This is a genomic window from Mesorhizobium sp. LNHC229A00 (assembly GCF_000502415.1).
Classification (GTDB): domain Bacteria; phylum Pseudomonadota; class Alphaproteobacteria; order Rhizobiales; family Rhizobiaceae; genus Mesorhizobium.
In genome coordinates, this window is record NZ_AYWQ01000009.1 from 35,767 (window position 1) to 61,378 (window position 25,612).

Genomic DNA, 25,612 nt, shown 5'->3' on the forward strand with positions numbered 1-25,612 from the left:
GCTGCGACACAGCCAGACCGGAAAATAGGCAGAAGGAACGACAACGATGAAAAAGGCACTGCTGCTGGGCACCACGGGGGTTGCGGTCGCCCTTGGCATGCTGGCTTTCGGTTTCGTGGCCGGCAGTCCGCAGGTTGCGAAGGCCGGAACGGCACAGGCTGTCCAGACGGCGCAGCCTGTCCAGGCGGCTCAGCCTATCCAGACAGTTGCGGCCGACACCAAAATCGACCGCACCGAGGTCGAGGGAATCATCCGCGACTATCTCCTGAAGAATCCGGAGGTGCTGCTGGAAGTGCAGGACGCGCTCGAGGCCAAGCAGAAGGAGGAACAGCGGCTCGCGGCATTGGGCGTCATCAAGAACGCCAAGGACCAGATTTTCAATTCCACCTTCGACGGCGTTGTCGGCAACCCGAACGGCAAGGTCACCATCGTCGAGTTCTACGACTACAATTGCGGCTTCTGCAAACGCGCCATCGAGGACATGCGGGCGCTTACCAAGTCCGATCCGGACCTGCGTTTCGTGCTCAAGGAATTTCCGATCCTCGGTCCGGATTCGCAGAAGGCGAGCGTCGTCTCGATGGCGTTTCACCTGATGATGCCGGAGAAATACGGCGAGTTCCACAATGCCCTGCTCGGCGGCCAGGGGCGCGCCACCGAGGCAACCGCGATCAAGATCGCGCTTTCGCTCGGCGCCGACGAGGCGACATTGCACGAGAAGATGAAGGACCCATCGATCACCGAGGCCTTCACCAAAACTTACGATCTTGCCAACAAACTGCAGATCACCGGAACCCCGTCCTACGTCGTCGGCAACGAGGTCGTGTTCGGGGCGCTCGGGCAAGAAGTGCTTGCCGAAAAGATCGAGGCGGCGAAAGCCGCGCTTTGAGCGGCAAGCGGTTTTCTTCACGGGCGCATTTCGGCCTGTTGTGGACAGTGAAAGAACGCACTTGCGCTCTTTCCGCGGGCGACTATGCCCGGTATAGAGGCCCAGCGCGCCGGCTTGACGCCGGTGCCGGAAAAGGTCGGCTTTTTTGAAAACGGTATTCGTCCTGAACGGTCCCAATCTCAACGCGCTCGGCAAGCGCGAGCCGGGCATCTATGGCGGCAAGACGCTTGCCGCGATCGCCGAGGACTGCAAGCAGGCAGGCGCGTCGCTTGGGATCGAGATCGATTTCCGTCAGTCGAACCATGAAGGCGATCTTGTCGACTGGATCCAGGAAGCCGGCGACAAAGCCGCCGGAATCGTCATCAACCCAGGCGCCTATAGCCATACCTCGATCGCGATCCACGACGCCATCCGTTCGGTCGCGCCATTGCCGGTCGCCGAAGTTCACCTTTCCAACATCCACGCGCGGGAACCGTTCCGCCACGTCTCCATGGTCGCGCCGGTCGCTGTCGGCATGATCTGTGGCTTTGGGCCGCTCGGCTACACGCTGGCGCTGCAAGCGCTGGCCGCACGCCTATGACCGGCCAACAAACAGAAGGCTCGAAAATGTCGATAAAGAAGACCGGTGTTGACCAGCAACTGATCCGCGATCTGGCGGGCATACTGAACGACACCAACCTGACAGAAATCGAGGTTGAACTCGGCGACCTGAAGGTACGGGTGTCGCGACAGGCGCCCGCCGTTCACGCGATTGCGGCCCCGCAGCCCGCCTATGCACCAACGGCAACCCAGCCCGCGGCCGCGCCGGCGGCGGTCGACGTGTCGAAAAACGCGGTGACCTCGCCAATGGTCGGCACCGCCTATCTGGCGCCGTCGCCGGACGCAAAGCCGTTCATCGAGGTCGGCCAGAAGATCAAGGAAGGCCAGACGCTGCTGATCATCGAGGCGATGAAGACGATGAACCAGATCCCCTCGCCGCGCGCCGGCACGGTGACGGCGATCCTGTTCGAGGACGCGACGCCGGTGGAATACGGCATGCCGCTCGTCGTGATCGAGTAGAGCGGACCTGATGTTTCAGAAGATCCTCATCGCCAATCGCGGCGAAATCGCGCTCCGGGTGCTGCGTGCCTGCAAGGAGCTCGGCATCCAGACGGTGGTGGTGCATTCGACCGCCGACGCTGACGCCATGCATGTCAGGCTCGCCGACGAAAGCGTGTGCATCGGTCCGCCGCCGTCGCGCGACAGCTATCTCAACATCCACCAGATCGTCGCTGCCTGTGAGATCACCGGCGCCGACGCCGTGCATCCGGGCTATGGCTTCCTGTCGGAGAACGCCAAGTTCGCCGACATTTTGGCGGCGCACAACATCACCTTCATCGGCCCGTCCGGCGACCACATCCGCATCATGGGCGACAAGATCGAGGCCAAGCGCACGGCAAAACGCCTCGGCATTCCAGTGGTGCCCGGTTCCGACGGTGCGGTCACCGAGGAGAAGGAAGCCAGGCGCATTGCCGCCGAGATCGGCTATCCCGTCATCATCAAGGCGTCGGCCGGCGGCGGCGGACGCGGCATGAAAGTAGCGCATGCCGAGGCAGACCTCGAAATCGCACTGCAGACGGCACGCTCGGAAGCGGGCGCGGCCTTCGGCGACGACGCGGTCTATATCGAGAAATACCTGGAGAAACCGCGTCACATCGAGGTACAGGTGTTCGGCGACGGCTTTGGCGGCGGCGTGCATTTCGGCGAGCGCGACTGCTCGCTGCAGCGGCGTCACCAGAAAGTCTGGGAAGAGGCCAATTCGCCGGCGCTCAACGCCGAGGAGCGGTCCCGCATCGGCGGCATCTGCGCCAAGGCGATTGCCGATCTCGGCTATTCGGGCGCCGGCACCATCGAGTTCCTGTACGAGAACGGCGAGTTCTATTTCATCGAGATGAACACGCGCCTGCAGGTCGAGCATCCGGTGACGGAAGCGATCACCGGCATCGATCTGGTCCACGAGCAGATACGCGTCGCCTCCGGCGGCGGTCTTTCGGTCAAGCAGGAAGACATCAAGTTCAACGGCCACGCCATCGAATGCCGGATCAACGCCGAAGATCCACGCACCTTCACCCCCTCGCCGGGCACCATCACGCATTTCCACACGCCGGGCGGCCTCGGCATCCGCGTCGATTCCGGCGTCTATTCCGGCTACAAGATCCCGCCCTACTATGACAGCCTGATCGGCAAGCTGATCGTGCATGGCCGCAACCGCGTCGAATGCATGATGCGGCTGCGGCGGGCGCTCGACGAATTCGTCGTCGACGGGATCAAGACGACGTTGCCGCTGTTTCGCGATCTCGTCGGCAACGCCGACATCGCCAATGGCGACTACGACATCCACTGGCTGGAAAAATATTTGGCCAAGGGCGAATAGCCCCAACTTGCCGCTATGATGACGCGATGACCCGTCCCTACGCGCCAGGCTATCGCATCCCGACCGACCTTCTGCTCAAGGCATACGCCTCGGGCGTCTTCCCCATGGCCGAAAGTGCCGGTGACCCGGAGGTCTTCTGGGTGCGGCCGGAGACGCGCGGCATCATTCCGCTCGACGGTTTTCACACACCCAAAAGCCTGAAGAAGACGATCCGCAGGCACCCGTTCGAAATCCGTTTCGATTTCGATTTCGAAGCGACGATCGACGGCTGCGCCGAAAACCGCGAGGAGCGCCGCTCTACCTGGATCAATGCGCCGATCCGCGAAGCCTATGTGCAACTGCACCGCATGGGTCATTGCCACTCGGTCGAGGCCTGGCGCGAGGGGCGTATGGTCGGCGGCCTCTATGGCGTCTCGCTCGGGCGGGTGTTCTTCGGCGAAAGCATGTTTTCCAAAGAGACGGACGCGTCGAAGACCTGCCTGGTGCATCTCGTCGAGCGCCTGAGGGCACGCGGCTTCGCGCTGCTCGATACGCAGTTCACGACAGAGCACCTCAAGCGTTTCGGCGCGGTCGACGTGCCGCGTGGCAAATATGAAAAGATGCTGGCAGACGCGCTGAAAGGCGAAGCAGTCTTTTTTCCGTAGGATCAGGCCCTACTTGGGTGACGCCTCGATCGGCGTCTGCGCATGGAACATCATCTTCCAGCCGTTGACGCGATGGACGTAGCCGGTGCTGACCAGCGCCGCATAGGGCTCGCCATTTTCGCGCGTCGCATGCGCTTCATAGGTCAGCATGACGATATCGCTGCCGGGTTCGATTATTCCCTTGAGTTCGATGTTGAGGTCGCGCCAGCGGTTGGGTTTGGCTGCGGTCTTGGCCAGATCGGCATTGTCCATGGCCTGTGCCATCTGCGGAAATGCCACAAGGCATTCGGTGTCGACATTTGCAGCGTAGTAGGCAGTGTCGCCCGTCCAGAACCCCTTTTCGAGCTCCAGCAACTCGGCCTTGTTGGCCATGATCCGCTTGCTGTCCGACATAGGCTTATCCTCAACGCGCGTGGTGATGGTCCAACGCGCGCCAGCCATGGCGGTTCCCAGAGATCAATTGGTGTCCGTCGTATCCGGTTCCACGGCGTCGTCGGGCTGTGCCGCGTCCGGAGCGACCGGGGGATTTGGCTTGGTCGCGGCTGGCTTCGACGCGTCGGCTTTCGCCCCATCGGCCTTGGTCGCGCCGCTCTTGCCAGCATCGGGCGCCGGCACATCCGACTTCTGCTTGCATTCCTTCAGCCAGACGTCATAGACGGCATGTTCGACCGCGTTGAGCCCCGGACTTTCGGCAAACATCCAACCGGTGAAGATACGGCGGATCTTGCGGTCGAGCGTGATCTCGTCGACCTCGACGAAAGAATCGGTCTTCGGCTGTTCGTTCTGCGGCCGGGAATAGCAGACGCGCGGCGTTACCTGCAGGGCGCCGAACTGCACCGTCTCGTCGATATAAACATCGAAGGTGATGATGCGGCCGGTGATCTTGTCGATGCCGGCGAACTCGGCGACCGGGTTGGTGATGCGATCCGATCCCGCGGGCGCCGCCGGCGCCGGGGCGGCGGGTGCGGGTGCGGGTGCGGGTGAAGCCGCAAAGGCGAGGGTGCTGACGGCGAGGCTGGCGGCCAACGTCAGGGCGCCCGTCGATATCGGGTTGAAAAAGCTCATGCAGGAGGTACCGGTGGTTCGCGCCCAGGTGATTCCGTCAATCGCCAAGGCTAGTCGCCGTTTTCTGATCAGCAAGCAGCTACACACCAATTGTGGCGATAAAGGACCGGCCTGCACCTTACCTTTGTAACCCGCGCCGTTACGAGCCCGGCGTCCAGGCGTCGTAGTCGCCGGTGACCTGCGGGCGGTGTTGATTGGTCAGCACCGAGCCTTTCGGACGATAGGCCGATGGCGTGCCGGTCAGATTGGGTAAATGCGGCTTTTGCCAGTCGCGCGGCCGGTAGTCATCGCTGGGGGGAGCGATATCGACACGATGGTGAATCCAGCCGTGCCAGCCCGGCGGAATGGCCGAAGCTTCCGAATAGTTGCGGTAGATGACCCAGCGACGCGTGCGGCCTTCCGAATCGATACCGCCTTCGTAATAGACATTGCCGGCCTCGTCCTGCCCAACCCTCTTGCCGTAGCGCCATGTGTGCAGGCGCGTTCCCAGCGTCTGGCTGTTCCACCAGGTAAAAAACTGCGTCAGGAAAGTCTTCATCTCAGAACCCTCGCGCTGGCGGCGCCCGTTTCCTGCTTATGGCGTCAGGCCTTCGGGAAGGCAAGGGTTTTGCCGCGGGGAGCGCGCAAATGGCGCGCCAGGGACCCGACACCAGCCTGTGACTCCGAGGGTGACCGGATGCGCGCTTGCCAAGGCTTGCCGCTCTTTCTAAAGCTCTGCGCGCCCATGCGAAAATCCTGTGCCGCCCGGGCTGAAGGAGGCGACGATTGGCCACGCAATTGCCGACCACCGACATTCGCATCGGCGCCGACCTGATTCGCCGCCGCAAGGGCGGCACGCCGATCGTCTGCCTCACCGCCTACACCTACCCGATCGCCCGCCTGCTCGATCCCCACGTCGACCTGCTCCTGGTCGGCGACAGCGTCGCCATGGTCTTGCATGGCCACGAGACGACGCTAGGCGCCTCGCTGGAGATGATGATCGCGCACGGCCAAGCCGTGATGAGGGGCTCAGCCCGGCCCTGCGTGGTCGTCGACATGCCGGCCGGCAGCTATGAGGAGTCTGCCATGCAAGCCGTGGCCTCGGCACGGCGCATAGTCGGCGAGACCGGCTGCCAGGCGGTGAAGCTCGAAGGCGGCGTCGACATGGCTCGTCAGATTGCCGCGATCGTGGCTGCCGATATTCCGGTCATGGGCCATATCGGCCTGCAGCCGCAATCGGTGGAAAAGGATGGCGGCTACAAGATCAAGGGCCGCACGGACGAGACTGTAGCCGCCCTGATCGCCGACGCGCTCGCGGTCGAGAAGGCCGGCGCGTTCTCGGTGGTCATCGAAGGCACGATCGAGACGGTCGCCGCCGACATCACCCGCCGCATAGCCATTCCAACCATCGGCATCGGCGCCAGCGGGGATTGCGACGGCCAGATACTGGTCATCGACGACATGGTCGGGCTGACGGTCGACCGCGTGCCGAAATTCGTCAAGCAATACGCCGATCTGCGCAGCGTGATCACGCATGCCGCGGAGCGCTATGCATCGGAGGTGCGGGATCGCGTTTTCCCCAGGCCCTCCCACGTCTTTTCAAAAACCAACGGCGGGGATGACGCGTGAACCGGCCCCACGTCGTTGACAGCGTTGCCGCGCTTCGCGCGCGAATCCGCGACTGGCGGCGCGACGGACAACGCATCGCCATGGTGCCGACCATGGGCGCCTTGCATGACGGGCATCTTTCGCTGGTCAAGATCGCCCTCGAAAGGGCTGATCGTTGCGTGGTGTCGATCTTCGTCAACCCGACGCAGTTCGCACCGACCGAGGATCTCGACAAGTACCCGCGCCAGTTGGCCCGCGACCTCGACATGCTGGCGGTAGTCAAAGCCGACCTTGCCTTCACGCCCGGTGTCAGCGAGATGTATCGCGCAGGCTTTGCCACGAAGATCTCGGTCGGCGGCCCGTCGGCCGGGCTCGAAACGGACTTTCGCCCCACCTTTTTCGACGGCGTCGCCACTGTGGTGGCCAAGCTTCTCCTGCAGGCCGCACCCGACTTCGCCATCTTTGGCGAAAAGGATTACCAGCAGCTTTGCGTCGTCAGGCAGCTTTGCCGCGACCTCGACCTGCCCGTCGAGATCATCGGCGCGCCGACCATACGCGACGCGCATGGCCTCGCCATGTCGTCACGCAACGCCTATCTCGATGAAACCGAACTCCAGATCGCTCGCCAATTCAACGTCATTCTGCGCAAGGCAGCAGCTGCGCTGGCGGCGGGCGCAGGGCAGCAGGAAACGATCGCCGAAGCAAGCCGAGTTTTGGTCGCGACCGGCTTCCAGACGGTGGATTATGTCGAGGCTCGCGAATGCCTGACACTCACGCCATGGCGGCGCGACCGTGCGGGCCGCGTTCTCGCCGCCGCCTGGTTGGGAAAAACCAGGCTGATCGACAATGTGGAAGTTCCCGCCGCCTGATCGGCGTTCGTACTCTCGATCAAGTCGAAGGCTCGCCCTGCCAACACCAAGGCACGGGCAAACCGAACCGCTGATAAGTCACCGCCGCGTTCGCGCTTGCCCAGGCTTCATCCGTCTGGCCCCTGACCCCCAGCCTATTCCTCGGTCGGCATATGCAGGTACATCGACTGGATGCCGACCCTGCCCGGCCCGGTGAAGCGGTTGACGATGAAATTCAAGTTGGCACCGAAGAAGCCGCTCGACAGCCGATCGATCTTGGTCTCCATCCTGACCGAAGCATCCTTGAACAGCCAGCCGCCGGGCTCGATGTCTATGATCTCGCCCGGAGCGAGCGTCTTTTCAAAAACGTTGCCATAGCCGTGCAGCCAGACGATGCCGTCACCGGTATCGCCGCGAAACCGGTCGATGAAGAAGCCGCTCTGGCCGAACAGCATCGTCGCCAGGCCGCGTACGCGTTCGAACGTGTAGTCGATATTGCCGGTGGCGGCCAGAAACTGGTGCTCGCGGACCTGGATCTCCTCGCCTCGTCGCAGGTGAATCGGCACGATGTGACCCGGCCCATCACGGCTGAAGGCGATGATGCCCGCCCCCGACGCCTCGGTGACGAAGATCTGCATGCCGGCCATCATGCGCTTCAGCGCGCCCTTCAGCGATTTCAGACCGATGGTGATTGTGGAATTCTTCCACAGCAGGATGTGGTGCTCAAAATAGACAGGCATCCGCGTCACGTCGACGGAAAGCACGGGCACCAGTTCGCCCGCTATGTGATAGGTGACGCCACCAAAGGTTTCATCCGACACCTCGGTCGGCATCAGTTCCGGCAGACTTGGCATGGTTTCCCCCAAAGCCATCCCGCGTGTGTCGGTTTACTCGGGCTTCGCGCGGTTCGGCCCAGGTAGCTTGGTGCCGGACACCAGGGCCGTCAAACGAAAACAGACCTCGCGACGCGCGCTCGCGCGAAGGTGATCACGCCGCCACCGTGCTCAGGCTGCAAGTACCCGTTCATAGATCAGCGCCGGGATGGCAGAGCCGGCGGAGCCGCAATTCTCGGTGCGGCCGGCCTGGACGAAGCCGTTGGCCTGATAAAAGGCAACGGCGCGGGCGTTCTTCTCTTCCACTTCGAGCCGAATGCGGTGAGCTTCCGGAAAACTCTCGATGATCTCGTCGAGAAGCATGCCGCCGATACCGCGGCCCTGCAGCGAGGGAAGCACATAGAGCTGCCTGAGCATAACCACGCCGCCGCCATCGACGGCTTCGGCAAACGCCATGCCCCCAATGCGCTTGCCGTCATCGGCAACGAGGAACTCGCTGCTCGGCTTTACCAGCCTGGCCATCAATGAGGCGATGGAGTGCCATTCATTGGTGATTTCGGTGACCCGCTCAGCGCCATGGATGTCGTCATACGTCGCATGCCAGGTCTCGACCAGCAACGCCCGGACGGCTGCGAGGTCGCGATCCCCGGCGGTGCGAACGAACATGCTTTTACTCGATGCCCAGCTTGGCCTTGACGAGGTCGTTGACGGCCTGCGGATTGGCCTTGCCGCCAGTCGCCTTCATCACCTGGCCGACGAACCAGCCGGCCATGGTGGGCTTGGCGCGAGCCTGCTCGACCTTGTCGGGATTGGCCGCGATCACCTCGTCGACCGCCTTCTCGATGGCTCCGGTGTCGGTGACCTGCTTCATGCCACGGCTTTCGACCAGCTGGCGCGGATCCCCACCCTCGTTCCAGACGATATCGAACAGGTCCTTGGCGATCTTGCCGGAGATGGTGCCTTCCTTGATCAGGTCGATGACGGCGCCGAGCTCGTCGGGCGAAACCGGAGCGGATTCAATGTCCTTGCCGGCCTTGTTGAGAGCGCCCAGCAGATCGTTGATGACCCAGTTGGCGGCGAGCTTGCCGTCGCGACCGGCCGCCACCTTCTCGAAATAATCGGCGATCGGCTTTTCCGACACCAGGATCGCGGCGTCGTANCGGCAATTCCTTGGCCAGCGTATCGACGTAGGCTTGGTCGAATTCCAGCGGCAGAAGATCGGGATCAGGGAAGTAGCGATAGTCGTGCGCCTCTTCCTTGGAGCGCATCGAGCGCGTCTCGCCCTTGACGGCGTCGAACAGCCGCGTTTCCTGGTCGATCTTGCCGCCATCCTCGATGATGGCGATCTGCCGGCGCGCCTCGTAGTCGATGGCCTGGCCGATGAAGCGGATCGAGTTCATGTTCTTGATTTCGCACCGCGTGCCGAATTCGCCACCTGGCCGGCGTACCGAGACATTGACGTCGGCGCGCAACGAGCCTTCGTCCATGTTGCCGTCGCAGGTGCCGAGATAGCGCATGATGGTCCGCAGCTTGGTCACATAGGCCTTGGCCTCATCACCGGAGCGCATGTCGGGTTTCGACACGATCTCCATCAGCGCCACGCCGGAGCGATTGAGGTCGACATAGGACATGGTCGGGTGCTGGTCGTGGATCGACTTGCCGGCATCCTGCTCCAGATGCAGGCGCTCGATGCCAACCTCGATGTCCTCGAACTCGCCCTGGCGGTCGGGGCCGACCGAGACGATCACCGTGCCCTCGCCGACGATCGGCTGTTTGAACTGCGAGATCTGGTAGCCCTGCGGCAGGTCCGGATAGAAATAATTTTTCCGGTCGAAGACCGACTTGTGGTTGATCTGTGCCTTAAGCCCCAGGCCGGTGCGGATCGCCTGCTTGACGCATTCCTCGTTGATGACGGGGAGCATGCCTGGCATTGCCGCATCGACAAGGCTGACATTGGCATTGGGCGCGGCACCGAAAGCGGTCGAAGCGCCGGAGAACAGCTTTGCTTCCGAGATGACCTGTGCGTGCACCTCGAGGCCGATGATGATCTCCCAGTCGCCGGTGGCGCCGGAGATCAGACGTTTTGCGTCAGGGGTACGAGTGTCGATAAGGGACATGACGGCCTACAAATTTGAACTTCGGAATATGCATGTAACGCATATTTTGGTTTGGAACTTCGCTAGTGCAAACTGTCTTGCGAGACAAGCGCAAAGCCTCAGTCTGATCTTCCCAGCCATTTTCGCCTACAGGACGCCAATCCCGATGGAGAGTGGATGTCCACTTCCGCTCAGTCCCGGACGCGCGCTGTTGGGAACAGCGCATCCTGCACCTGCTCCGGCAGGTCGGACGCATTGAAATCGAAAAGAACGACAAGAGACGGATTGCCTCCGTCAAATGGGCCCCACCACATCACCGGCGCGGACTCGAATTCGTCCGCTCCGAACTCGACAAGAGGTTGTCCTGGCGTTGCCGGTCGGTCTCCGGCCGGCGGTTCCCTTCACCGCTCAGGCGGTGGCGATGTAGGCCCGGATTTCCTCGGCTTCGCGCTCGACGTCCTCGATGCGGCGCTTGACCACGTCGCCGATGGATACGATCCCATCGAGCAGACCGTCCTTTTCCACCGGGAGATGGCGGAAACGGCCCCTGGTCATGATCTCCATCACCTCGTTGACGGTGTGGTTCTCGTTGCAGATCTTCACCTTTGGCGTCATCGCCGAACGCACTGCTATATCGAGCGCGGCACCGCCCTCCCGGGCAACCACGCGCACGATGTCACGCTCCGAAAGGATGCCGACGATCTTGCGATCGCCATTGGTGATGACCAACGCGCCGATCCTGTGCTCGGCAAGGATGCGGATGGCTTCGCTCAGTTTTTCGTTCGGCCCGAGCGTCAACACGTCATGGCCTTTTTGCTCGAGAATGGCCTTAACCGTCATGGCGTCCTCCTCTACTTTGCCAACCGGTTCCTGCCCTGACCGGCTTCACATAAGAGTGAACATGGTGCGCCGTGATCGGTTGCATTTCAAGCCCGGTCGGAGGTCTCCCATTCGGGCGCTTGCCATACCCTGTCGAACCAGCGCAGGCCGAAGAAGCCCGCGACAAAGCCGCCAATATGGGCCTCCCAGGCGACTTGGCCGTCCACGCCCGGCGCGAAGCCGAGAAGGCCGGTGGCCAGATTGATGACCATCCACATGGCCAGGAAGATGACGACGCCGCGCGAGCGCAGCACGACCTTGACCGGCAGCACCGGGCCGGCGAAAGCAGCCTTGCCGGCCGAGCGGTCGGTGCGGAAACCAAAGCGCGCCGCAGCCCCCATCATGCCCGATATGGCGCCCGATGCGCCGACCAGCGGCGCTTCTCCGTACGGATGCATCGCCCAGAAGAGCGCCACCGACGCCAATCCGGTGGCGGCAAAGAACAACGCGAACCGAAGCGCGCCGAGACGATTGGCCAGCGGCGAGCCGAAGGCGGCAAGCCAGACCATGTTGATGGCGATATGGGCAAAGCCGCCATGCATGAAGGCATAGGTGAAAGGCCGCGTGAAAAGAAACCAGTCGAACCCGTACCGGCCGGTATAGAGGACCGGAATGAAAGCTCCGTCATAGAGCAGCGTCATCTGCTGGGCGTCGTTCAGCGCATATTGCTGCAGCAGGTAGACGACCGCACAGATGCCGATCACCGCCAGCACGATCGGCGGCAGATTGAACACCGGCTCACGCACTGGTGGCGGCATGGTCTCGGCCGGTTCGGACTCGGACGGATTTTGCGGTTCGCTCATCTGCAATCGCACTCGATGCTGGTTCGACTGGGCTGGTCGACTGGGCTGGTTCGGTCGGGGCTGGTTCGGTCTGGGCTGGTTCGGTCTGGCGAGCATCTAGATCACCGCCGATGGAACCGCAAACGGCGAATCGTCCCGCTCCGAATCAAAGGGGCGAATCGAAAAAGAAGCCGTCCAAGGTTTCCCCTGAACGGCCGGTCGAGCCCCTGCTCCCCTAAAACTCTTGACTGAAGTGCTGCCGATCGTCGCGAAACGACCGCTTCTGGAGTGGTTTTGGTGTGCCACGCGGCGGCCCACGGCGCAACGTAAACCAGTTGTTAACCTTAACGGCCCCGACCCGTGAACAAGTGTTAACGACGCTGGCACGCTTCCTGCTCCCCAACGCATGTAGGTCATCGGAGGGCGCCCTTCTGTTCACCGATGGGACATCAGACGACAGAATGCGCGGAGCTTAGTAGTATGAACCAAAACGGATCGATCACGCTGTTCCACTATTGGAACCGCCTGCGTGACGGACGCCCCGCTCCGAAGCGATCGGAAGTCGAGCCGGCCGATATCAAGTCGCTGCTGGCCGATACGTTCATCCTCGAAAAGGACACGCGTGGGCAACCTGTATTTCGCCTAGCCGGCACCAGGCTCTGCGCCTCCTACGGCCGCGAACTCAAGGGGTTCTCCTTCCCCTCGCTGTGGCGGGAGAAGGATCAGAGGCTGGTTTCGCGGCTCATTCACGGGGTTTTCGAGCAGAAATCGGTCGTGCTGATCACTTTCGAGGGCTTCAGCCGCAACGGCCGCTCCAACAAGTTCGAATTGCTCGCCTTGCCGCTTGACGGCGGCATCGAAAATCCACGCTGCCTCGGCGTGATCAGCGCCGTGGAGAAGCCGTTCTGGCTGGGCGCGGATCCGATCACCGATGCCTTGATCGATTCCATCCGCGTTATCGACCCGGAGAAGGAATTGCTGAGCGGCCGTCCCGCGATCAACGTTCCCTCGCTCGTTCCCGACGAGATCGAGGCGCCCGAAACGATCTCTGCGCTCGGCCGCGCCCGCCGCATCCGCCATCTCGTCGTCTTCGACGGCGGGCGGGAGGAATAGTTGACGATCGCATGGTCTTGCAGGCCCGTTTTTCCCCTTTGTTAACCCGATTTGTTGTAGTTCTCTGCTGAAGTTCCTCGCATCCACGCGCGGGAATGCCAAACAGGGTGTAGGCAGTCATGAGGTCAGCGGCGGTCGACTACGCGCCGTCCCAAGCTGAAAGGCGTAACTTTCAGCGCGTCCGGGTCAAGATCTACGGACGATTCATGCTGGAGGACCGCACCGAGCACCCATGCCAGGTCGTGGACATGTCGCCCGGCAACGTGGCGCTTCGCACCGACCGCATCGGCATGCCCGGCGAGAAAGTCATCGCCTATATCGACCATATCGGCCGCATCGAGGGTGTGCTGACACGCACGCTGCCGGATGGCTTCGCAATGACGGTGATTGCGTCCGACCGCAAGAAGGACAAGCTCGCCGCGCAGTTGACGTGGCTTGCCAACAAGCACGAACTCGACCTCCCGGAAGACCGCCGCCACGAGCGTGTCTCGCCCCGCAACCCGACCAGCGTGCTGCAGCTCACCGACGGTCGTCAGTATCAGTGCCGGATCATCGATCTGTCGCTGTCGGGCGCAGCGATCGAGATCGACGTGAAACCGGCGATCGGCGTCCAGGTCATGCTCGGCACGATGCGCGGACAGATCGTGCGGCATTTCGAAGATGGCGTCGCCATCGAATTCGCCGTCATCCAGCGCCCCGAAACGCTCGATTCCGAATTCAACACGCCGCGCTCCTGATTAGACAGCAAAGCATGCAAGTCAAGCCGGCCCTCGCGGCCGGCTTTTTTGATTTCGGGGGCGGCGGTCGATATGTCTGGATAGCAGGTCGCCATAGTCGGAAATGGTCCGCGCGAGGCCGAATTTGCCGAAAACCGGGTGCAGCAATCCAACCAATTCAATACTAAAATGATTCAAATTTTATGTTTATTCTATTGGCGTTTTACTTAAAATCTACTTCGGGCCTTTGCGTCGAATAAATCCACATGTGGCACTGTCTCCTTCGAACGGGGAGACTGAACAATGAAAAAAACGAGGGGCAAGCTGTTGCTGATGGCAATGGCGATGCAGCTTTCCGCCTGGGGATCAGCATATGCCGCGGGACCGGCCTATATGCATACCGGCGGACGCACGACGCAGCCTGTTGGCCACTATGAATTCTGCCAACGCATCCCCGGCGAATGCAACGAGAAGACCCCCAAGGGGACGCCGGTCGACCTGAGCCGCAAGCTCTGGGCGACGATCGTCAGCATCAACAATTCGGTCAACACCCGCATCAAGCCGCGCACCGACATGGAAAACTACGGTGCCGAGGAATACTGGGCCTACCCGGACAATGGCTATGGCGATTGCGAGGACTACGCGCTGGAAAAGCGCCGCGAGTTGATGGATGCGGGCGTGCCGGCCGGCGACCTCTTGATGACGGTTGCGCGGCAGCCGAATGGTGACGGTCACGCGGTACTGACCGTGCGCACCAGCCTCGGCGAGTTCATCCTCGACAATCTTGAAACCAAGGTGCTGTCCTGGACGGACACCGACTATACCTATCTCAAGCGTCAATCGACGGAGAATTCCGGCGTTTGGATGACGATCAACGACGGCCGTTCCGACGCGGTCGCCAGCGTCCGCTGAGGACGCCAATGAGGTCAGGCGCGTTGCACGACGCGCTTACCGAGAAACCCGGTCGAGTCCCACCCTCCCCGTCCCCAACGACCGGGTCAAAGGAGCCGGCCCCGTCCCCGGGCCGGCTCCACCATTTTTGGCCGATTGCGCCGGCACATGAGCCGGCTTCCGTACTCCGCTTGCTTTCAGAATGCCGCAGGATCCTCGACTGTCGGTTCGTCGGCGGATATGGTTCCGACGTTCTCCGCACGAGATACGCTGGCCAAGCTGGCGAACGTCGAAAGCGCGCTAGTCACCAAAGGTGTCGCATGCCGACCGAACCCCGATCACCACGTCTTGCCGTTCTGATCGACGCCGACAACGCTTCCGCCAAGATTGCCGACGGTCTGTTCGAGGAGATCGCCAAGATAGGCGAGGCCAGCGTTCGTCGAATTTACGGCGACTTCTCAAGCGCCCGGTCGAAAGGGTGGGCCGACATCCTGTCCAAACACGCCATCATACCGCAGCAACAGTTTGCCTATACTGTCGGTAAGAATGCGTCAGATATCACTCTGGTGATCGACGCCATGGATCTTCTCCATAGCAGTCGCTTTGACGGCTTCTGTCTGGTTTCGTCCGACAGCGACTTCACGAGGCTTGCTGCCCGCATCCGCGAACAGGGCGTCGATGTGTTCGGCTTCGGCGAGCGGAAAACCCCAGAAAGCTTTCGGCAGGCATGTCGCCGTTTCATCTACACTGAAAATCTCCTGCGTGGCGCAATTAGCGTTCAGGATGCCGCACCGGCCACGAAGCCGCTCCAGTCGCCGAACGCCGCAACGCCGATCCTGAGGAAAGTTATCGGTCAGATGGACAGCGAGGATGGCTGGGTGTCCCTGAGTAACTTTGGAAAGCAGCTCTTAAACCTCTTCTCGGATTTCGATCCCCGTACCTACGGTTTCGGGAAGCTGAGCGATCTGGTGCGGGAGACGGCTGCTTTCGAAATCGACAAGGCCAGCGGCGGAGCCATGCGAATACGCATCAACACCGCCCCCACAAAAAAAGGGAAAAACAAATCGGGGTGAGTTAGACCGGAACGCCTCTGCACGTGTGGATTCGCAGCGGCGTATCGTCTGCAATCCCGCACGAGTTGGGTCATTGCCATGCTGGAAATTCCGGAAGATCGATGCGAGCGCGATCGTCTGTTCAAGGCGATCGACGATGCCTTCAAGGCTGGCGACTTCGAGGCCCTCGGCACCGCCCTGAGCGGTTCGCCCCGCTGGTTCGACGAGCGCATGCCGTTTGAGCTCGGCCTTGGCCATCCGCTCGAATACGCGATCTACTGGAGCCCGCTTGCCTTCGTCGCGGCGCTGCTCGACGCCGGGTCGAGCCCAAACTACGACGATCATGCCGGATTTCCATCGATCATCGCGGCGCTGTCCACCGAGCGCGCGGACAAACTCGACATTATCCGCATCCTCATCGATCACGGCGCCGGTGCGGACATGCGAGGTGTCAACGACTGGACGCCGCTCCACCAAGCCGTGGCCATGCGAGACGCCGAGGCGATCCGCCTGCTTTTAGCCGCCGGCGCGGATCCCTCTTTGAGGACTCGCATCGACCACTACACGACAGCGCTGGGAAGAAGCAGACATTGCAGGGTTCGAGGTGGGCGCGTCGCTGCTGCGGGCAGCTCTTGCGGAGCGCGCACCCGCCAACCGGGATTGATGGCCGCCGGTGGCCGACGGCATGCCCGGGCCGAGACCTCAAACCTTCTTCAGCCCCGCCTTGAACCGCTTGCCATTGGCGACATAGTGCGCGGCCGAGGCCCGCAGCCGCTCGACCGCCACGTCGTTCAGCACCCTGATCGCCTTGGCCGGCGAACCGACGATCAGCGAATTGTCCGGAAATTCCTTGCCTTCGGTGACCAGAGCGCCGGCACCGACAAGTGAATTCTTGCCGATCCTGGCGCCGTTGAGCACGATGGCGCCCATGCCGATCAGGCTGTTGTCACCAATCGTGCAGCCATGCAGCATCGCGCGATGGCCGATCGTACAGCCCTCTCCGACGGTCAGCGGAAAGCCGGGATCGGTGTGCATGACGGTATGCTCCTGCACATTGGTTTCGGCGCCGATGACGATGGGCTCGTTGTCCCCCCTGATGACGACGCCGAACCAGAAGCCGGCATTGCGGCCGATCCTGATGTCGCCGATCAGCGTCGCATCGGGCGCGATCCAGTTCGAGTCCGCGTCGGCGAAGCTCGGCTCCGTTCCATCGATCGCATAAAGCGGCATTTTCGGTCTCCGATTCGCCTCAGGCCGGAAACCCTAGGAGACCGGTGGCCCAGGAAGCAATGGCAAGCACGACGATGCCCAGCGCCAGCGACCAGGCAATAGCGGTGCAGCCGCATGACAGGAGCGCCACTACCGAGATGCGGTTCGCCCGCCTGGCGTCAAGCGCATCGTTGACCAGCATGAACGGCCCGGCGCCCGCGGTGACAGCCAGCGAGCGCAACACATGGGCGGGCGACACATAGGGTTCGGTGAAGGCGACCTTGCGACCCGATACCAGCTCCATTGTCGAGCCCGCCAGACCGCAAACCGTCAGTCCGACGACAAAAGCGAACAGCAAGAGTTCCATCTGGGCCACGTTAACCCTCCATTTACCATGAAATCGCACAGTCGTTTCAGGGAAGTCTGCAAGGGCCGTGCCGTGCGAAGTGTGCCGTCAAGGGACACTTCGACCGCGGCGATGGCCGATTGGCGGCGGAACGAGGACCGAGATGAAGCAGGCAGCGATCGCCGACGGCCCGAAACTGACCGTGGTCGATTCCATGCTGATGAAGCGGGTGTTCTACGCCTTCGCGGCTCTGGCCGTGTTGTCGATAGCCATCAGCTTCGGCGGCAAATGGTTCGGCCGTTCCATTGCCATGGCCGGCTACACCGACGACGCGACCGTGCGCGAAGTGGCGATCGGCAACAACGTCATCACCGTGCCGGCCAATTTCATCCGGTTCGAGCAGGCCCGGCGCGACAGCGTCGCCACGCGCCTCGACCTTTATATGCGCTATCCCCAGATGGACGGCTACAGCGAGGCGTCGCGTGATGATTTCAACCACGCCGGAACCGACAGGAACATCATTTTCCTGTCCTTCGAGCAGCAGATGATGTCGCGTGACATGAGCGGCCGGTTCGGGCCGATCTACAGCGCGCTCATCGTCCAGCCCGGCATTCCAGGCCCCGGCGGCACGACGGTCTACGGGTTCAATGAGAAATCAGGGTACCTGAATGAAGTGCTGGTCGTCGGCAATCGCGCGGGCAACGACCCTTTCGTGGCCCGCTGCCTCAGCGGGCCGAGCGCCGGCGAATCGCTGGCGCCCTGCGAGCGGGACATCCATGTCGGGGATGATCTCAGCCTTACCTATCGCTTCCCAAGGGAATTCCTTGGCGACTGGCAGACGCTCGACGCGGCAATCATGGCCAAGGCGGGGCGGATCCTCAAAACCGGTCATTGACAGGCTGAAGAGGCCGGCCGCGCTCGATGCGGCCTGCCGTGGAATTGCGGGCTCAGGCCAGGTCGATGTCCAGGATCGCCATCGAGAAATTGTAGTCGCCGTCGTCCTCGTCCTTGAAGACGATGCCGAGGAATTCGTCACCGACATAGACCTCGGCCGAATCTTCCTTACGCGGCCGTGCCTTGACCTCAAGCTTGGGGTTCTGGAAGACGCGCTTGAAATAGGCGTCCAGCTTTCTGATTTCGTCCGGCTTCAACAGTCTTCTCCGATCATCGGCTTGCTCGTTTGAACGGCGCTTCTGGCACGTCGACAATGGCGATGTAAAGGCAAGCCGGCCTTATTGCACCGGAAGCGGCAGCGCTGCCGGGCAGTCCTACGGGGCAAGTGCCGGCAAATCAGATATCGAAACTGATAACATGGTCCATCTTCTGCGACGGCAGAAGCTGGTCCATCTGGCGCGATGGCTGGTCGCAGCCGGTCTCGCCAACCACGCGGGCCGGCACGCCGGCTACCGTCTTGTTATGCGGCACAGGCGACAGCACTACCGATCCGGCGGCAATCTTGGAGCAATGGCCGATCTCGATGTTACCGAGAATCTTGGCGCCGGCGCCAATCAGCACGCCGTGGCGGATCTTGGGATGGCGGTCGCCGCCGGCCTTGCCGGTGCCGCCCAGCGTCACGCCATGCAGGATCGACACGTCGTCCTCGATAACCGCCGTCTCGCCGACGACGAGGCCGGTGGCGTGATCGATGAAGATGCCCTTGCCAATGCGCGCGGCCGGATTGATGTCGGTCTGGAAGACCGCGGACGAACGGCTCTGCAGGTAGAGCGCGAAATCCTTGCGGCCGTGGTTCCACAGCCAATGCGCAAGCCGGTGGGTCTGGATGGCATGAAAGCCCTTGAAATAGAGCACCGGCATGATGAACCGGTCGCAAGCCGGGTCGCGGTCATAATAGGCCTGGATGTCGACGCGCACCGTGGTCGGCCAGTCCTTGTCGTCGGCGAGCATCGACTTGAAGGTCTGGCGAATGAGATCGGAGCCGATATCCTGATGGGCAAGCCGCTCCGCGATCCTATGGATGACAGCCTCTTCCAGACTCTCCTGGTTGAGGATCGTGGAATAGAGGAACGCAGCCAACAAGGGGTCGCGGTTGACCGCTTCCATCGCTTCGTCGCGGATCGAACGCCAGATCGGATCGACCGGCTGCAACGCGCTTTGGCGGGAAATGCTGATGCTGTTCATCGACGTCTCGTCCTGCGTCCTGCTAGTCTGCCGGCCATCTGGCCGCACATATAAGCCAGTTCATAGCATGATTGAACTCAATTTTCCTTAGTGCTGTGTCAAATGGATTTGGTTCGCGGGAATTCAAGCAGCCATGGAAAACGAACCCTTGATCGACGATGACCTGAAAACCGAGCTTTCGGTCCTCTACAAGGGCGGCGATCGCCACTATCACAACCTCGCCCATATCGAGGCGATGCTGGCACTGGCCCGCGATTATCGAACGCTTCTAGACGACCGCGAAGCCGTCGAAGCGGCGATCTGGTTCCACGACGCCGTTTACGACAGCAGGGCCAAGGACAATGAAGCGCAAAGTGCCGCCCTTGCCGAGCAAAAGCTCGCCGGCCGCATCGATGCCGGTCGCCTGAGCCGCGTCAGCGCAATGATCCTCGCCACCGCCACGCACCAGTTGCCGCTGTTCGACGACGTTGCGGCGACGCGCGACGCCAGCTTGTTCCTCGACATGGATCTTTCGATCCTGGGTGCCGCACCGGATGCATTCGACGCTTATGAACGCGCGGTTCGCCGCGAATATGGCTGGGTGGAAGAGCCGATGTGGCGTGCCGGCCGCGGCGCGGTGCTGAAAAGCTTCCTTGCCCGCCCGCATATTTTTCACACGCAGGAGTTCCGGCAGCGCTTCGAGCCGCAGGCAAGGCTGAACATGGCGCGATCGCTGCAGGCCTTGACCTGATGTATCGATTTCGCCACCCGAGACGCTTCGTCCCCGAACGCCGGAGCCTCAGAGCGGATTTTCGGCGTAGAACTCCAGCACGCGCTGCTTGAAGGTCTTGTCCCCGACGGCCAGCATATGGTCCCTGCCCTCGATGTGGAAGGCCTTGGCGTTCGGCATCAGCGCCGCAAGCTCGTCCGGCGATCCGCCGATGTCGTCGGTGGTACCGACGGCGATCAGCGTCGGCTGGGCGATGCGGGCAATATCCTGCTCGTCAAGCAGTTCCCGTGAGGTGACGATGCAGGCGGCAAGCGCCCGGCGGTCACTGCGGGTCTGGTCGGCGAAGGCACGAAAAGAGCGACCGCGCGGATGGGTGGTCGCGGCCGGATCCTCGGCCAGAAGGGCGGCAGCGATTGGATCCCAATCGCCTACCCCATCGATCATGCCGATGCCGAGGCCACCAAAGACCAGCGTCGCCACCTTGTCCGGGTCGGAAAGCGCCAGGAACGCCGCGATGCGCGCGCCCATCGAATAACCCATGACATGGGCGCGCTCGATGCCGAGATGACCGAGCAGGGCTGCCGCGTCCGAAGCCATTTTCGCCGGTGTATAATCGGCCTCCTCATAGCTCTTGGATGACGAGCCATGGCCGCGATTGTCGAAGGCGATGGCGCGGTAGCCGGCATCGTTGAGCGTCTTGAACCAGCCGGGCGACACCCAGTTGACGTAGTGGCTCGAGGCGAAGCCGTGGATCATGAGTACGGGATCACCCTCGCCCGATGCCGGCTGGCGGTCGAGGAAGGCTAGATCGAACCCGTCATGAGAGAAAAACTGCATCGGCTACACCACCATTGGCACTCAGCCGCCGCCATTTGGCGCATCACCGTTGTCCGCCGGCGGCGCGCTCGGACCGACGACCGTGCCGATGGCCGGATGGCTCAACAGATTGCCATATTCGATGCCGTTCCTGGCGGCCATGCCGGCCTTGAGTTCAAGTACGAAACGCACGGGCACGCCGGGTGAAATGACGGCCTCGGACTGCGGTACGCCCTGCTTCACCGCACGAATCTTGCCGTCCTGACCAATAAAGATCAGGTCAAGCGGCAGCGGCGTGTTCTTCATCCAGAAGCCGACCTGTTGCTGGATCGGAAAGACGAACAGCATGCCATGGTCGTCCGCCATATCCTGGCGATACATCAGTCCGGCCTCCCGCTCCGCGTCGGTGTCGGCGACTTCAATGGAAAACGAGCGATCTCCGTTTTTCGTCGCCACAACCAGCGGCGCGGGATCGACGGGAAGGATCATCGCCCGGCCATCGGCCGCGCTGGGTACCTGGAAATAGAAAAACGCGGCAGCGGCGACCATGACGGCAGCCACGGCGCACATCACGCCCGCCGTCAGCCCGTTCCTGTGTGTCATATGAAATCCTCGGCCGGATCGCCCTAGTGCGAGACCGGCAAGGTGCCCATATCGGGGTGAATTTCGGCGGCCATAAGGCCTTTGTCACCGCGGCCGAAACGGACAAGCACGACTTGCCCCGGCCGAAGCTCGGTGATGCCGTAGCGGCGCAAGGTCTCCATGTGGACAAAAATGTCCTCGGTGCCCTCGCCGCGCGTCAGGAAGCCAAACCCCTTCGTGCGGTTAAACCATTTGACCAAAGCCCGTTCGAGCCCGCTCTCCGGCGTCACGGAGACGTGGGTGCGCTGTTCCTGCATTTCAGCGGGATGGACGGCGGTGGTGAGATCCATGGAAAGCACACGGAAAGCCTGCAGCCCGCGCTCACCTTGCTTGACCAGGCAGACCACGCGCGCGCCTTCAAGGGCAGTCTGGAAGCCGTCCCGTCGAAGGCAAGTCACATGGAGGAGGATATCGCCTGAAACACCGTCATCGGGGAGGATGAAGCCATAGCCCTTGGCCACATCGAACCACTTGATGGCGCCGGCAATCTCGGCCAGGTCGGCATCGCTGCCTTCGTCGCGCGTCAAAGCGTCGCCAAGGGTATTGGCCCGCCCCGTCAAAGAGGCCTTTTCCCCCATAAGAATGCCCCCTTTATTCAAGAACACCGCAACTGATTCTTGATACCAGATTAACACCGCGGCTTCCGGTGTGTGCAAGAGCTGACGTGCCTTTTTTCACGGTTCATTGCGGGAATACCGGATTTGTTCTTTGCCGGCACCGCTTGCGCCTCACGATTGCCCTTTGACCGGGCCGACCCTATGTTGCGCCGCAACTCAACAGATCGAGGAAAACACATGCGCTATCTGCACACCATGGTCCGCATCGCCGATGTCGATGCCTCGCTCGATTTCTACTGCAACAAGCTCGGCCTGAAGGAAGTTCGCCGCTATGAAAACGAGCAGGGCCGCTTCACGCTGATCTTCTTGGCGGCTTCGGAAGACGAGCAGAGCGGCATCGACGAGAAGGCGCCGCTGGTCGAACTCACCTACAATTGGGATCCGGAAGATTACAAGGGCGGGCGCAATTTCGGTCACCTCGCCTATGAGGTCGACGATATCTACGCTACTTGCCAGCATCTGATGGACAATGGCGTCACCATCAACCGGCCGCCACGCGACGGCAACATGGCTTTTATCAAGTCGCCGGACGGCATCTCCATCGAGCTTCTGCAGAAAGGCCCGGCCAAGGCCAAGGCAGAGCCGTGGGCATCGATGGCGAATACCGGAAGCTGGTAATCGGTCACCCTTTTCGAGTGGCCGGCGGCCACTCGATGGTGTTTGGTGAGGTTGTGCCTATCTATGCAGCTATGGCGCCTGCCCTGAAGAGTGGCGCCGCCTCGTCATCAGATTGAGCTTCGGAGAACCCTTCATGCCGACCAGCCATGCCAATGTCGCCACGGCCCATGCAAGCCGCTATCTGCAACAGCTGTGCAAGCATTGGGCGCACAAGTTTCCCGTCGAGTTCGACCCCAACCACGGCATCATCGACCTTTCACTCGGCCGTACGGTCATGGACGCCGACGGGGCAGCGCTGCACATCACGGTATCGACCAACGAGCCCGCTTCGATCGAGCGCCTCGAAAGCGTCGTTGCCGACCACATCAAGCGCTTTGCGTTCCGCGAAGAACTGGCCTTCGACTGGAAACGCGCCGAGGTGGCGTAGTTCGTTCATGCGTGTCGCCGCCGCGCATTTCCGGCGAGACGCATGGATCAATCGCTGCCGGACTTGCCCGCCATCTCCAGCAGCGCCAGCACCGAACGCCAATTGCGTGCCGTGCCCGGCACTTTCAACGTGCGCGGAATGAGGTTGGCGAACACCGATTTGCCGAGCCCGTCCGGCGCGCTGAGGTAGAGCACATCGCCCTTGACCTCGAAACGCTCGGGACCGGTGCACTTTTCCGCCAACCGCGCCACCTCGTCGGCGGTCGGCTCACGCTCCAGCGCATAGGCGTGGAGCTTTGTGTGATCGGCGGCAGCTTCCGGATACGGATTTTCGCGCACGAGCCTTTCGAACCATTCGAAATCGCGCACCATGATGCGCGAATGGAAACCCCATTTTGTCTCGAAGGCTGCCTCGATCCGTTTGGTCAGCGCGGCCGCGTCACCCTTGTCGGCCCGGAACACGACATTGCCGCTCTGAACATAGGTGGCGACATCGGAAAAGCCGAGATCCTCGAAGAAGGCCCGCAACTCCGCCATCTTGACGATGCGATTGCCGCCGACATTGATGCCGGAAAACAGGGCGATGAAGATCTTTCCGCTCATATGATGAACCCGGCCAATGTCTCGTTTTCGGTGATGTCCTGATACTGGACGCCCCCGGCCTCGAAATTTGCCTCGAGGAGATCGAAATTGCGCCGATCCTTGGTTTCGATACCGATCAGCACCGAGCCGAAATTGCGCGCCGACTTCTTCAGATATTCGAAGCGGGCGATGTCGTCATCCGGACCCAGCATGTCGAGGAAGTCACGCAGCGCGCCCGGCCGCTGCGGAAAGCGGATGATGAAGTATTTCTTCAGGCCCTCGAAGCGCAGCGCCCGTTCCTTGACGTCCGGCAGCCGCTCGAAATCGAAATTGCCCCCGGACACCACGGCGACGATGGTCTTGCCCCTGATCTCCTTCCTGGAAAAATCCTTCAGCGCGTCGATCGCCAGCGCGCCGGCGGGTTCCAGGACCACGCCTTCGATGTTGAGCATCTCGATCATGGTCGCGCAGAGCCGGTTTTCCGGGATGAGCCGCACGCTGTCGGCGGCAAACTCCTTGAGATATCGCAAAGGTTCGCGGCCGATCTCGGCGACCGCCGCGCCGTCGACGAAGTTGTCGACCTTGGCGAGCTTCAGCCGTTTTCCCGCAGCTAGGCTCTCGCGCAGGCTCGGCGCGCCAGCCGGCTCGCAGAAGACGAAACGCGCCTCGCGGCCCTGATCGGCGAAATAGTGCGTCACCCCGGCTGCGAGCCCGCCGCCACCCACCGGCAGCATGACGATGTCGGGCACGCGCCCGCCCGGCATCTGGTCCACGATCTCATAGGCGACCGTCGCCTGGCCCTCGATGATATCCTTGTGATCGAAGGGCGGCACCACGTGGGCACCGGATCTTTCGGTGAATTCGAAGGCGGCGCGGTAGCAGTCGTCGAAGAAATCGCCGACCAGCCTGATCTCGACGAAATCGCCGCCAAACAGCCTGGTCTTGTCGATCTTCTGCTGGGGCGTCGTCACCGGCATGAACACCACGCCTTTCTTGCCGAAATGGCGGCAGACGAAGGCGAAGCCCTGCGCGTGGTTGCCGGCGGACGCACACACAAACAGCTCGGCCTGGTTGCCTTCGCCAAGCGCCTTGCGGAAGAAGTTGAAGGCGCCACGGATCTTGTAGGAGCGCACGGGGCTCAAATCCTCGCGCTTCAGCAGCACGCGCGCGCCGGTCTTTTTCGACAGATAGTCATTTTCCTGCAGCGGCGTTTCCGGGAAGATCTGGCGGATCGCGGAGGCGGCGACGGCGACGCGCGAGGAAAAGCTGGTCATGGCAAGATCATCCCGGGATCGCCCGCGGGCGAGTTAGACGACAACCCTATTACACATCCGGCCCGGCAAGACCATTGCCCCGTCAGGCCTGTAACCGCAACGGCGGCTTCCGGAAATACTAGCAAGCACTTGGGGATGTTTGTTCATGCTTCTCCGTCGCGCGGGGCCGCGCATTGATGGACGCCGAAGTTCGACACCCGGCCGAGTTGCAGGTGCCGGTCTTGCGCGACGTTGTGGCGTTGCTGCCCGCTTTGGCTTTCGGGCAACACTGCGCCTGCCGTCGCGCGGCGCCGACCGCATTTTGGCTGGACACGACTTACTTCCGCCGCACTTCGCCTGCTGGGGAGATATCGCGGAGGGTGGATGGCCCTTTTTGGGCTCGAGTGGAATTTTTGACGTGCATTTGAAGACGATTTGCATTCTTGCGCT

Annotated in this window: 31 protein-coding genes and 2 pseudogenes; 16 read left to right on the top strand and 17 right to left on the bottom strand. The window is 61.9% G+C overall.

Features of this window, described 5'->3' with window-relative positions:
* Positions 1-46 precede the first annotated feature (46 nt).
* The 5 genes from X742_RS151405 (at position 47) to aat (ending at position 3,943) form a co-directional block, all read left to right on the top strand.
* Complete coding sequence (locus X742_RS151405) at positions 47-886, top strand: DsbA family protein (RefSeq protein WP_023773085.1); 840 nt, start codon at positions 47-49, stop codon at positions 884-886.
* A gap of 145 nt (positions 887-1,031) precedes the next feature.
* Positions 1,032-1,466: a type II 3-dehydroquinate dehydratase gene (gene aroQ / locus X742_RS151400; protein WP_023773086.1), complete on the top strand. Its 435-nt coding sequence runs from the start codon at positions 1,032-1,034 to the stop codon at positions 1,464-1,466.
* Positions 1,467-1,492: 26 nt separating this feature from the next.
* Positions 1,493-1,945: an acetyl-CoA carboxylase biotin carboxyl carrier protein gene (accB, locus tag X742_RS151395; protein WP_023773087.1), complete on the top strand. Its 453-nt coding sequence runs from the start codon at positions 1,493-1,495 to the stop codon at positions 1,943-1,945.
* A gap of 10 nt (positions 1,946-1,955) precedes the next feature.
* Positions 1,956-3,299 (top strand): acetyl-CoA carboxylase biotin carboxylase subunit, encoded by a 1,344-nt coding sequence (accC, locus tag X742_RS151390; protein WP_023773088.1) that lies wholly within the window; start codon positions 1,956-1,958, stop codon positions 3,297-3,299.
* A 26-nt stretch (positions 3,300-3,325) separates the two neighbouring features.
* Positions 3,326-3,943: a leucyl/phenylalanyl-tRNA--protein transferase gene (gene aat, locus X742_RS151385; RefSeq protein WP_023773089.1), complete on the top strand. Its 618-nt coding sequence runs from the start codon at positions 3,326-3,328 to the stop codon at positions 3,941-3,943.
* A gap of 9 nt (positions 3,944-3,952) precedes the next feature.
* Here the strand turns inward: aat and X742_RS151380 are convergent, their stop codons facing one another.
* From X742_RS151380 to X742_RS151370, 3 genes are all read right to left on the bottom strand, one after another.
* A complete protein-coding gene (locus X742_RS151380) occupies positions 3,953-4,336 on the bottom strand; it encodes a hypothetical protein (protein WP_023773090.1) in 384 nt (127 codons plus the stop codon).
* A gap of 63 nt (positions 4,337-4,399) precedes the next feature.
* The gene (locus X742_RS151375; RefSeq protein WP_023773091.1) at positions 4,400-5,008 is read right to left on the bottom strand and encodes a DUF2155 domain-containing protein; all 609 of its coding nucleotides are present in this window, start codon (positions 5,006-5,008) and stop codon (positions 4,400-4,402) included.
* 139 nt (positions 5,009-5,147) lie between these two features.
* A complete protein-coding gene (locus X742_RS151370) occupies positions 5,148-5,546 on the bottom strand; it encodes an NADH:ubiquinone oxidoreductase subunit NDUFA12 (protein ID WP_015318043.1) in 399 nt (132 codons plus the stop codon).
* A 227-nt stretch (positions 5,547-5,773) separates the two neighbouring features.
* Between X742_RS151370 and panB the strand changes: the two genes are divergently transcribed.
* Positions 5,774-6,616, top strand: a complete 843-nt coding sequence (panB, locus tag X742_RS151365) for a 3-methyl-2-oxobutanoate hydroxymethyltransferase (RefSeq protein ID WP_023773092.1) — start codon at positions 5,774-5,776, stop codon at positions 6,614-6,616.
* The gene (gene panC, locus X742_RS151360; RefSeq protein ID WP_023773093.1) at positions 6,613-7,464 is read left to right on the top strand and encodes a pantoate--beta-alanine ligase; all 852 of its coding nucleotides are present in this window, start codon (positions 6,613-6,615) and stop codon (positions 7,462-7,464) included. The genes panB and panC overlap by 4 nt, the downstream gene beginning before the upstream one ends.
* Before the next feature lie 134 nt (positions 7,465-7,598).
* Here panC and X742_RS151355 read toward each other — a convergent pair whose 3' ends face one another.
* From X742_RS151355 to X742_RS151340, 5 genes and pseudogenes are all read right to left on the bottom strand, one after another.
* Positions 7,599-8,297, bottom strand: coding sequence for an AIM24 family protein (locus X742_RS151355; protein ID WP_023773094.1), 699 nt, complete (start codon positions 8,295-8,297; stop codon positions 7,599-7,601).
* A gap of 150 nt (positions 8,298-8,447) precedes the next feature.
* Positions 8,448-8,942 carry a GNAT family N-acetyltransferase gene (locus X742_RS151350; protein ID WP_023773095.1) on the bottom strand — a complete coding sequence of 165 codons (495 nt, stop codon included), beginning with the start codon at positions 8,940-8,942 and terminating at the stop codon, positions 8,448-8,450.
* Positions 8,943-8,946: 4 nt separating this feature from the next.
* Positions 8,947-10,393, bottom strand: a pseudogene (gatB, locus tag X742_RS01000000170250) (Asp-tRNA(Asn)/Glu-tRNA(Gln) amidotransferase subunit GatB).
* A 387-nt stretch (positions 10,394-10,780) separates the two neighbouring features.
* Positions 10,781-11,212: a CBS domain-containing protein gene (locus tag X742_RS151345; RefSeq protein WP_015318050.1), complete on the bottom strand. Its 432-nt coding sequence runs from the start codon at positions 11,210-11,212 to the stop codon at positions 10,781-10,783.
* 86 nt (positions 11,213-11,298) lie between these two features.
* Entirely contained in the window at positions 11,299-12,054 is a 756-nt protein-coding gene (locus tag X742_RS151340; RefSeq protein ID WP_023773097.1) for a rhomboid family intramembrane serine protease, read from the bottom strand.
* Between the two features lie 459 nt (positions 12,055-12,513).
* On the opposite strand from X742_RS151340, the gene X742_RS151335 reads away from it, so the two are divergent.
* The 5 genes and pseudogenes from X742_RS151335 to X742_RS1000000175815 all read left to right on the top strand — a co-directional run.
* Entirely contained in the window at positions 12,514-13,146 is a 633-nt protein-coding gene (locus X742_RS151335) for a PAS domain-containing protein (protein ID WP_023773098.1), read from the top strand.
* A 119-nt stretch (positions 13,147-13,265) separates the two neighbouring features.
* Complete coding sequence (locus tag X742_RS151330; protein WP_023773099.1) at positions 13,266-13,883, top strand: PilZ domain-containing protein; 618 nt, start codon at positions 13,266-13,268, stop codon at positions 13,881-13,883.
* Positions 13,884-14,165: 282 nt separating this feature from the next.
* Positions 14,166-14,774, top strand: a complete 609-nt coding sequence (locus X742_RS151325; RefSeq protein ID WP_023773100.1) for a transglutaminase-like cysteine peptidase — start codon at positions 14,166-14,168, stop codon at positions 14,772-14,774.
* A gap of 299 nt (positions 14,775-15,073) precedes the next feature.
* Entirely contained in the window at positions 15,074-15,826 is a 753-nt protein-coding gene (locus tag X742_RS0137295; RefSeq protein WP_023783918.1) for an NYN domain-containing protein, read from the top strand.
* 210 nt (positions 15,827-16,036) lie between these two features.
* Positions 16,037-16,309 (top strand): annotated as a pseudogene (locus X742_RS1000000175815) (ankyrin repeat domain-containing protein); the annotation flags it as partial.
* 198 nt (positions 16,310-16,507) lie between these two features.
* On the opposite strand, the gene X742_RS151320 reads toward X742_RS1000000175815, so the two are convergent.
* Both X742_RS151320 and X742_RS151315 read right to left on the bottom strand, forming a co-directional pair.
* Positions 16,508-17,035 carry a gamma carbonic anhydrase family protein gene (locus tag X742_RS151320; protein WP_023773101.1) on the bottom strand — a complete coding sequence of 176 codons (528 nt, stop codon included), beginning with the start codon at positions 17,033-17,035 and terminating at the stop codon, positions 16,508-16,510.
* Between the two features lie 19 nt (positions 17,036-17,054).
* The gene (locus X742_RS151315) at positions 17,055-17,390 is read right to left on the bottom strand and encodes a hypothetical protein (RefSeq protein WP_023773102.1); all 336 of its coding nucleotides are present in this window, start codon (positions 17,388-17,390) and stop codon (positions 17,055-17,057) included.
* 133 nt (positions 17,391-17,523) lie between these two features.
* On the opposite strand from X742_RS151315, the gene X742_RS151310 reads away from it, so the two are divergent.
* On the top strand, positions 17,524-18,255 hold the full coding sequence (locus tag X742_RS151310) for a hypothetical protein (RefSeq protein WP_023773103.1): 732 nt from the start codon (positions 17,524-17,526) through the stop codon (positions 18,253-18,255).
* Positions 18,256-18,307: 52 nt separating this feature from the next.
* Here X742_RS151310 and X742_RS151305 read toward each other — a convergent pair whose 3' ends face one another.
* Entirely contained in the window at positions 18,308-18,511 is a 204-nt protein-coding gene (locus tag X742_RS151305; protein WP_006200852.1) for a DUF3126 family protein, read from the bottom strand.
* Between the two features lie 139 nt (positions 18,512-18,650).
* On the bottom strand, positions 18,651-19,499 hold the full coding sequence (gene cysE, locus X742_RS151300) for a serine O-acetyltransferase (RefSeq protein ID WP_015318060.1): 849 nt from the start codon (positions 19,497-19,499) through the stop codon (positions 18,651-18,653).
* A 133-nt stretch (positions 19,500-19,632) separates the two neighbouring features.
* On the opposite strand from cysE, the gene X742_RS151295 reads away from it, so the two are divergent.
* Positions 19,633-20,229 carry a hypothetical protein gene (locus X742_RS151295; protein ID WP_023773104.1) on the top strand — a complete coding sequence of 199 codons (597 nt, stop codon included), beginning with the start codon at positions 19,633-19,635 and terminating at the stop codon, positions 20,227-20,229.
* Between the two features lie 48 nt (positions 20,230-20,277).
* On the opposite strand, the gene X742_RS151290 is transcribed toward X742_RS151295, so the two are convergent.
* The 3 genes from X742_RS151290 to X742_RS0137300 are packed head-to-tail and all read right to left on the bottom strand — an operon-like array spanning position 20,278 to position 22,244.
* Positions 20,278-21,045, bottom strand: a complete 768-nt coding sequence (locus X742_RS151290) for an alpha/beta hydrolase (RefSeq protein ID WP_023773105.1) — start codon at positions 21,043-21,045, stop codon at positions 20,278-20,280.
* Between the two features lie 21 nt (positions 21,046-21,066).
* On the bottom strand, positions 21,067-21,627 hold the full coding sequence (locus X742_RS151285; RefSeq protein ID WP_023773106.1) for a DUF192 domain-containing protein: 561 nt from the start codon (positions 21,625-21,627) through the stop codon (positions 21,067-21,069).
* 23 nt (positions 21,628-21,650) lie between these two features.
* Positions 21,651-22,244, bottom strand: a complete 594-nt coding sequence (locus X742_RS0137300) for a cold-shock protein (RefSeq protein ID WP_032922500.1) — start codon at positions 22,242-22,244, stop codon at positions 21,651-21,653.
* Between the two features lie 216 nt (positions 22,245-22,460).
* Here X742_RS0137300 and gloA point away from each other — a divergent pair, with 216 nt between their 5' ends.
* The gene (gene gloA / locus X742_RS151280) at positions 22,461-22,901 is read left to right on the top strand and encodes a lactoylglutathione lyase (RefSeq protein WP_023773107.1); all 441 of its coding nucleotides are present in this window, start codon (positions 22,461-22,463) and stop codon (positions 22,899-22,901) included.
* Between the two features lie 133 nt (positions 22,902-23,034).
* Complete coding sequence (locus X742_RS151275) at positions 23,035-23,328, top strand: DUF2218 domain-containing protein (RefSeq protein WP_023773108.1); 294 nt, start codon at positions 23,035-23,037, stop codon at positions 23,326-23,328.
* Between the two features lie 47 nt (positions 23,329-23,375).
* Here the strand turns inward: X742_RS151275 and X742_RS151270 are convergent, their stop codons facing one another.
* Complete coding sequence (locus tag X742_RS151270) at positions 23,376-23,930, bottom strand: DUF1697 domain-containing protein (protein ID WP_023773109.1); 555 nt, start codon at positions 23,928-23,930, stop codon at positions 23,376-23,378.
* Entirely contained in the window at positions 23,927-25,183 is a 1,257-nt protein-coding gene (ilvA, locus tag X742_RS151265) for a threonine ammonia-lyase IlvA (RefSeq protein ID WP_023773110.1), read from the bottom strand. The genes X742_RS151270 and ilvA overlap by 4 nt, the downstream gene beginning before the upstream one ends.
* Between the last annotated feature and the right edge of the window lie 429 nt (positions 25,184-25,612).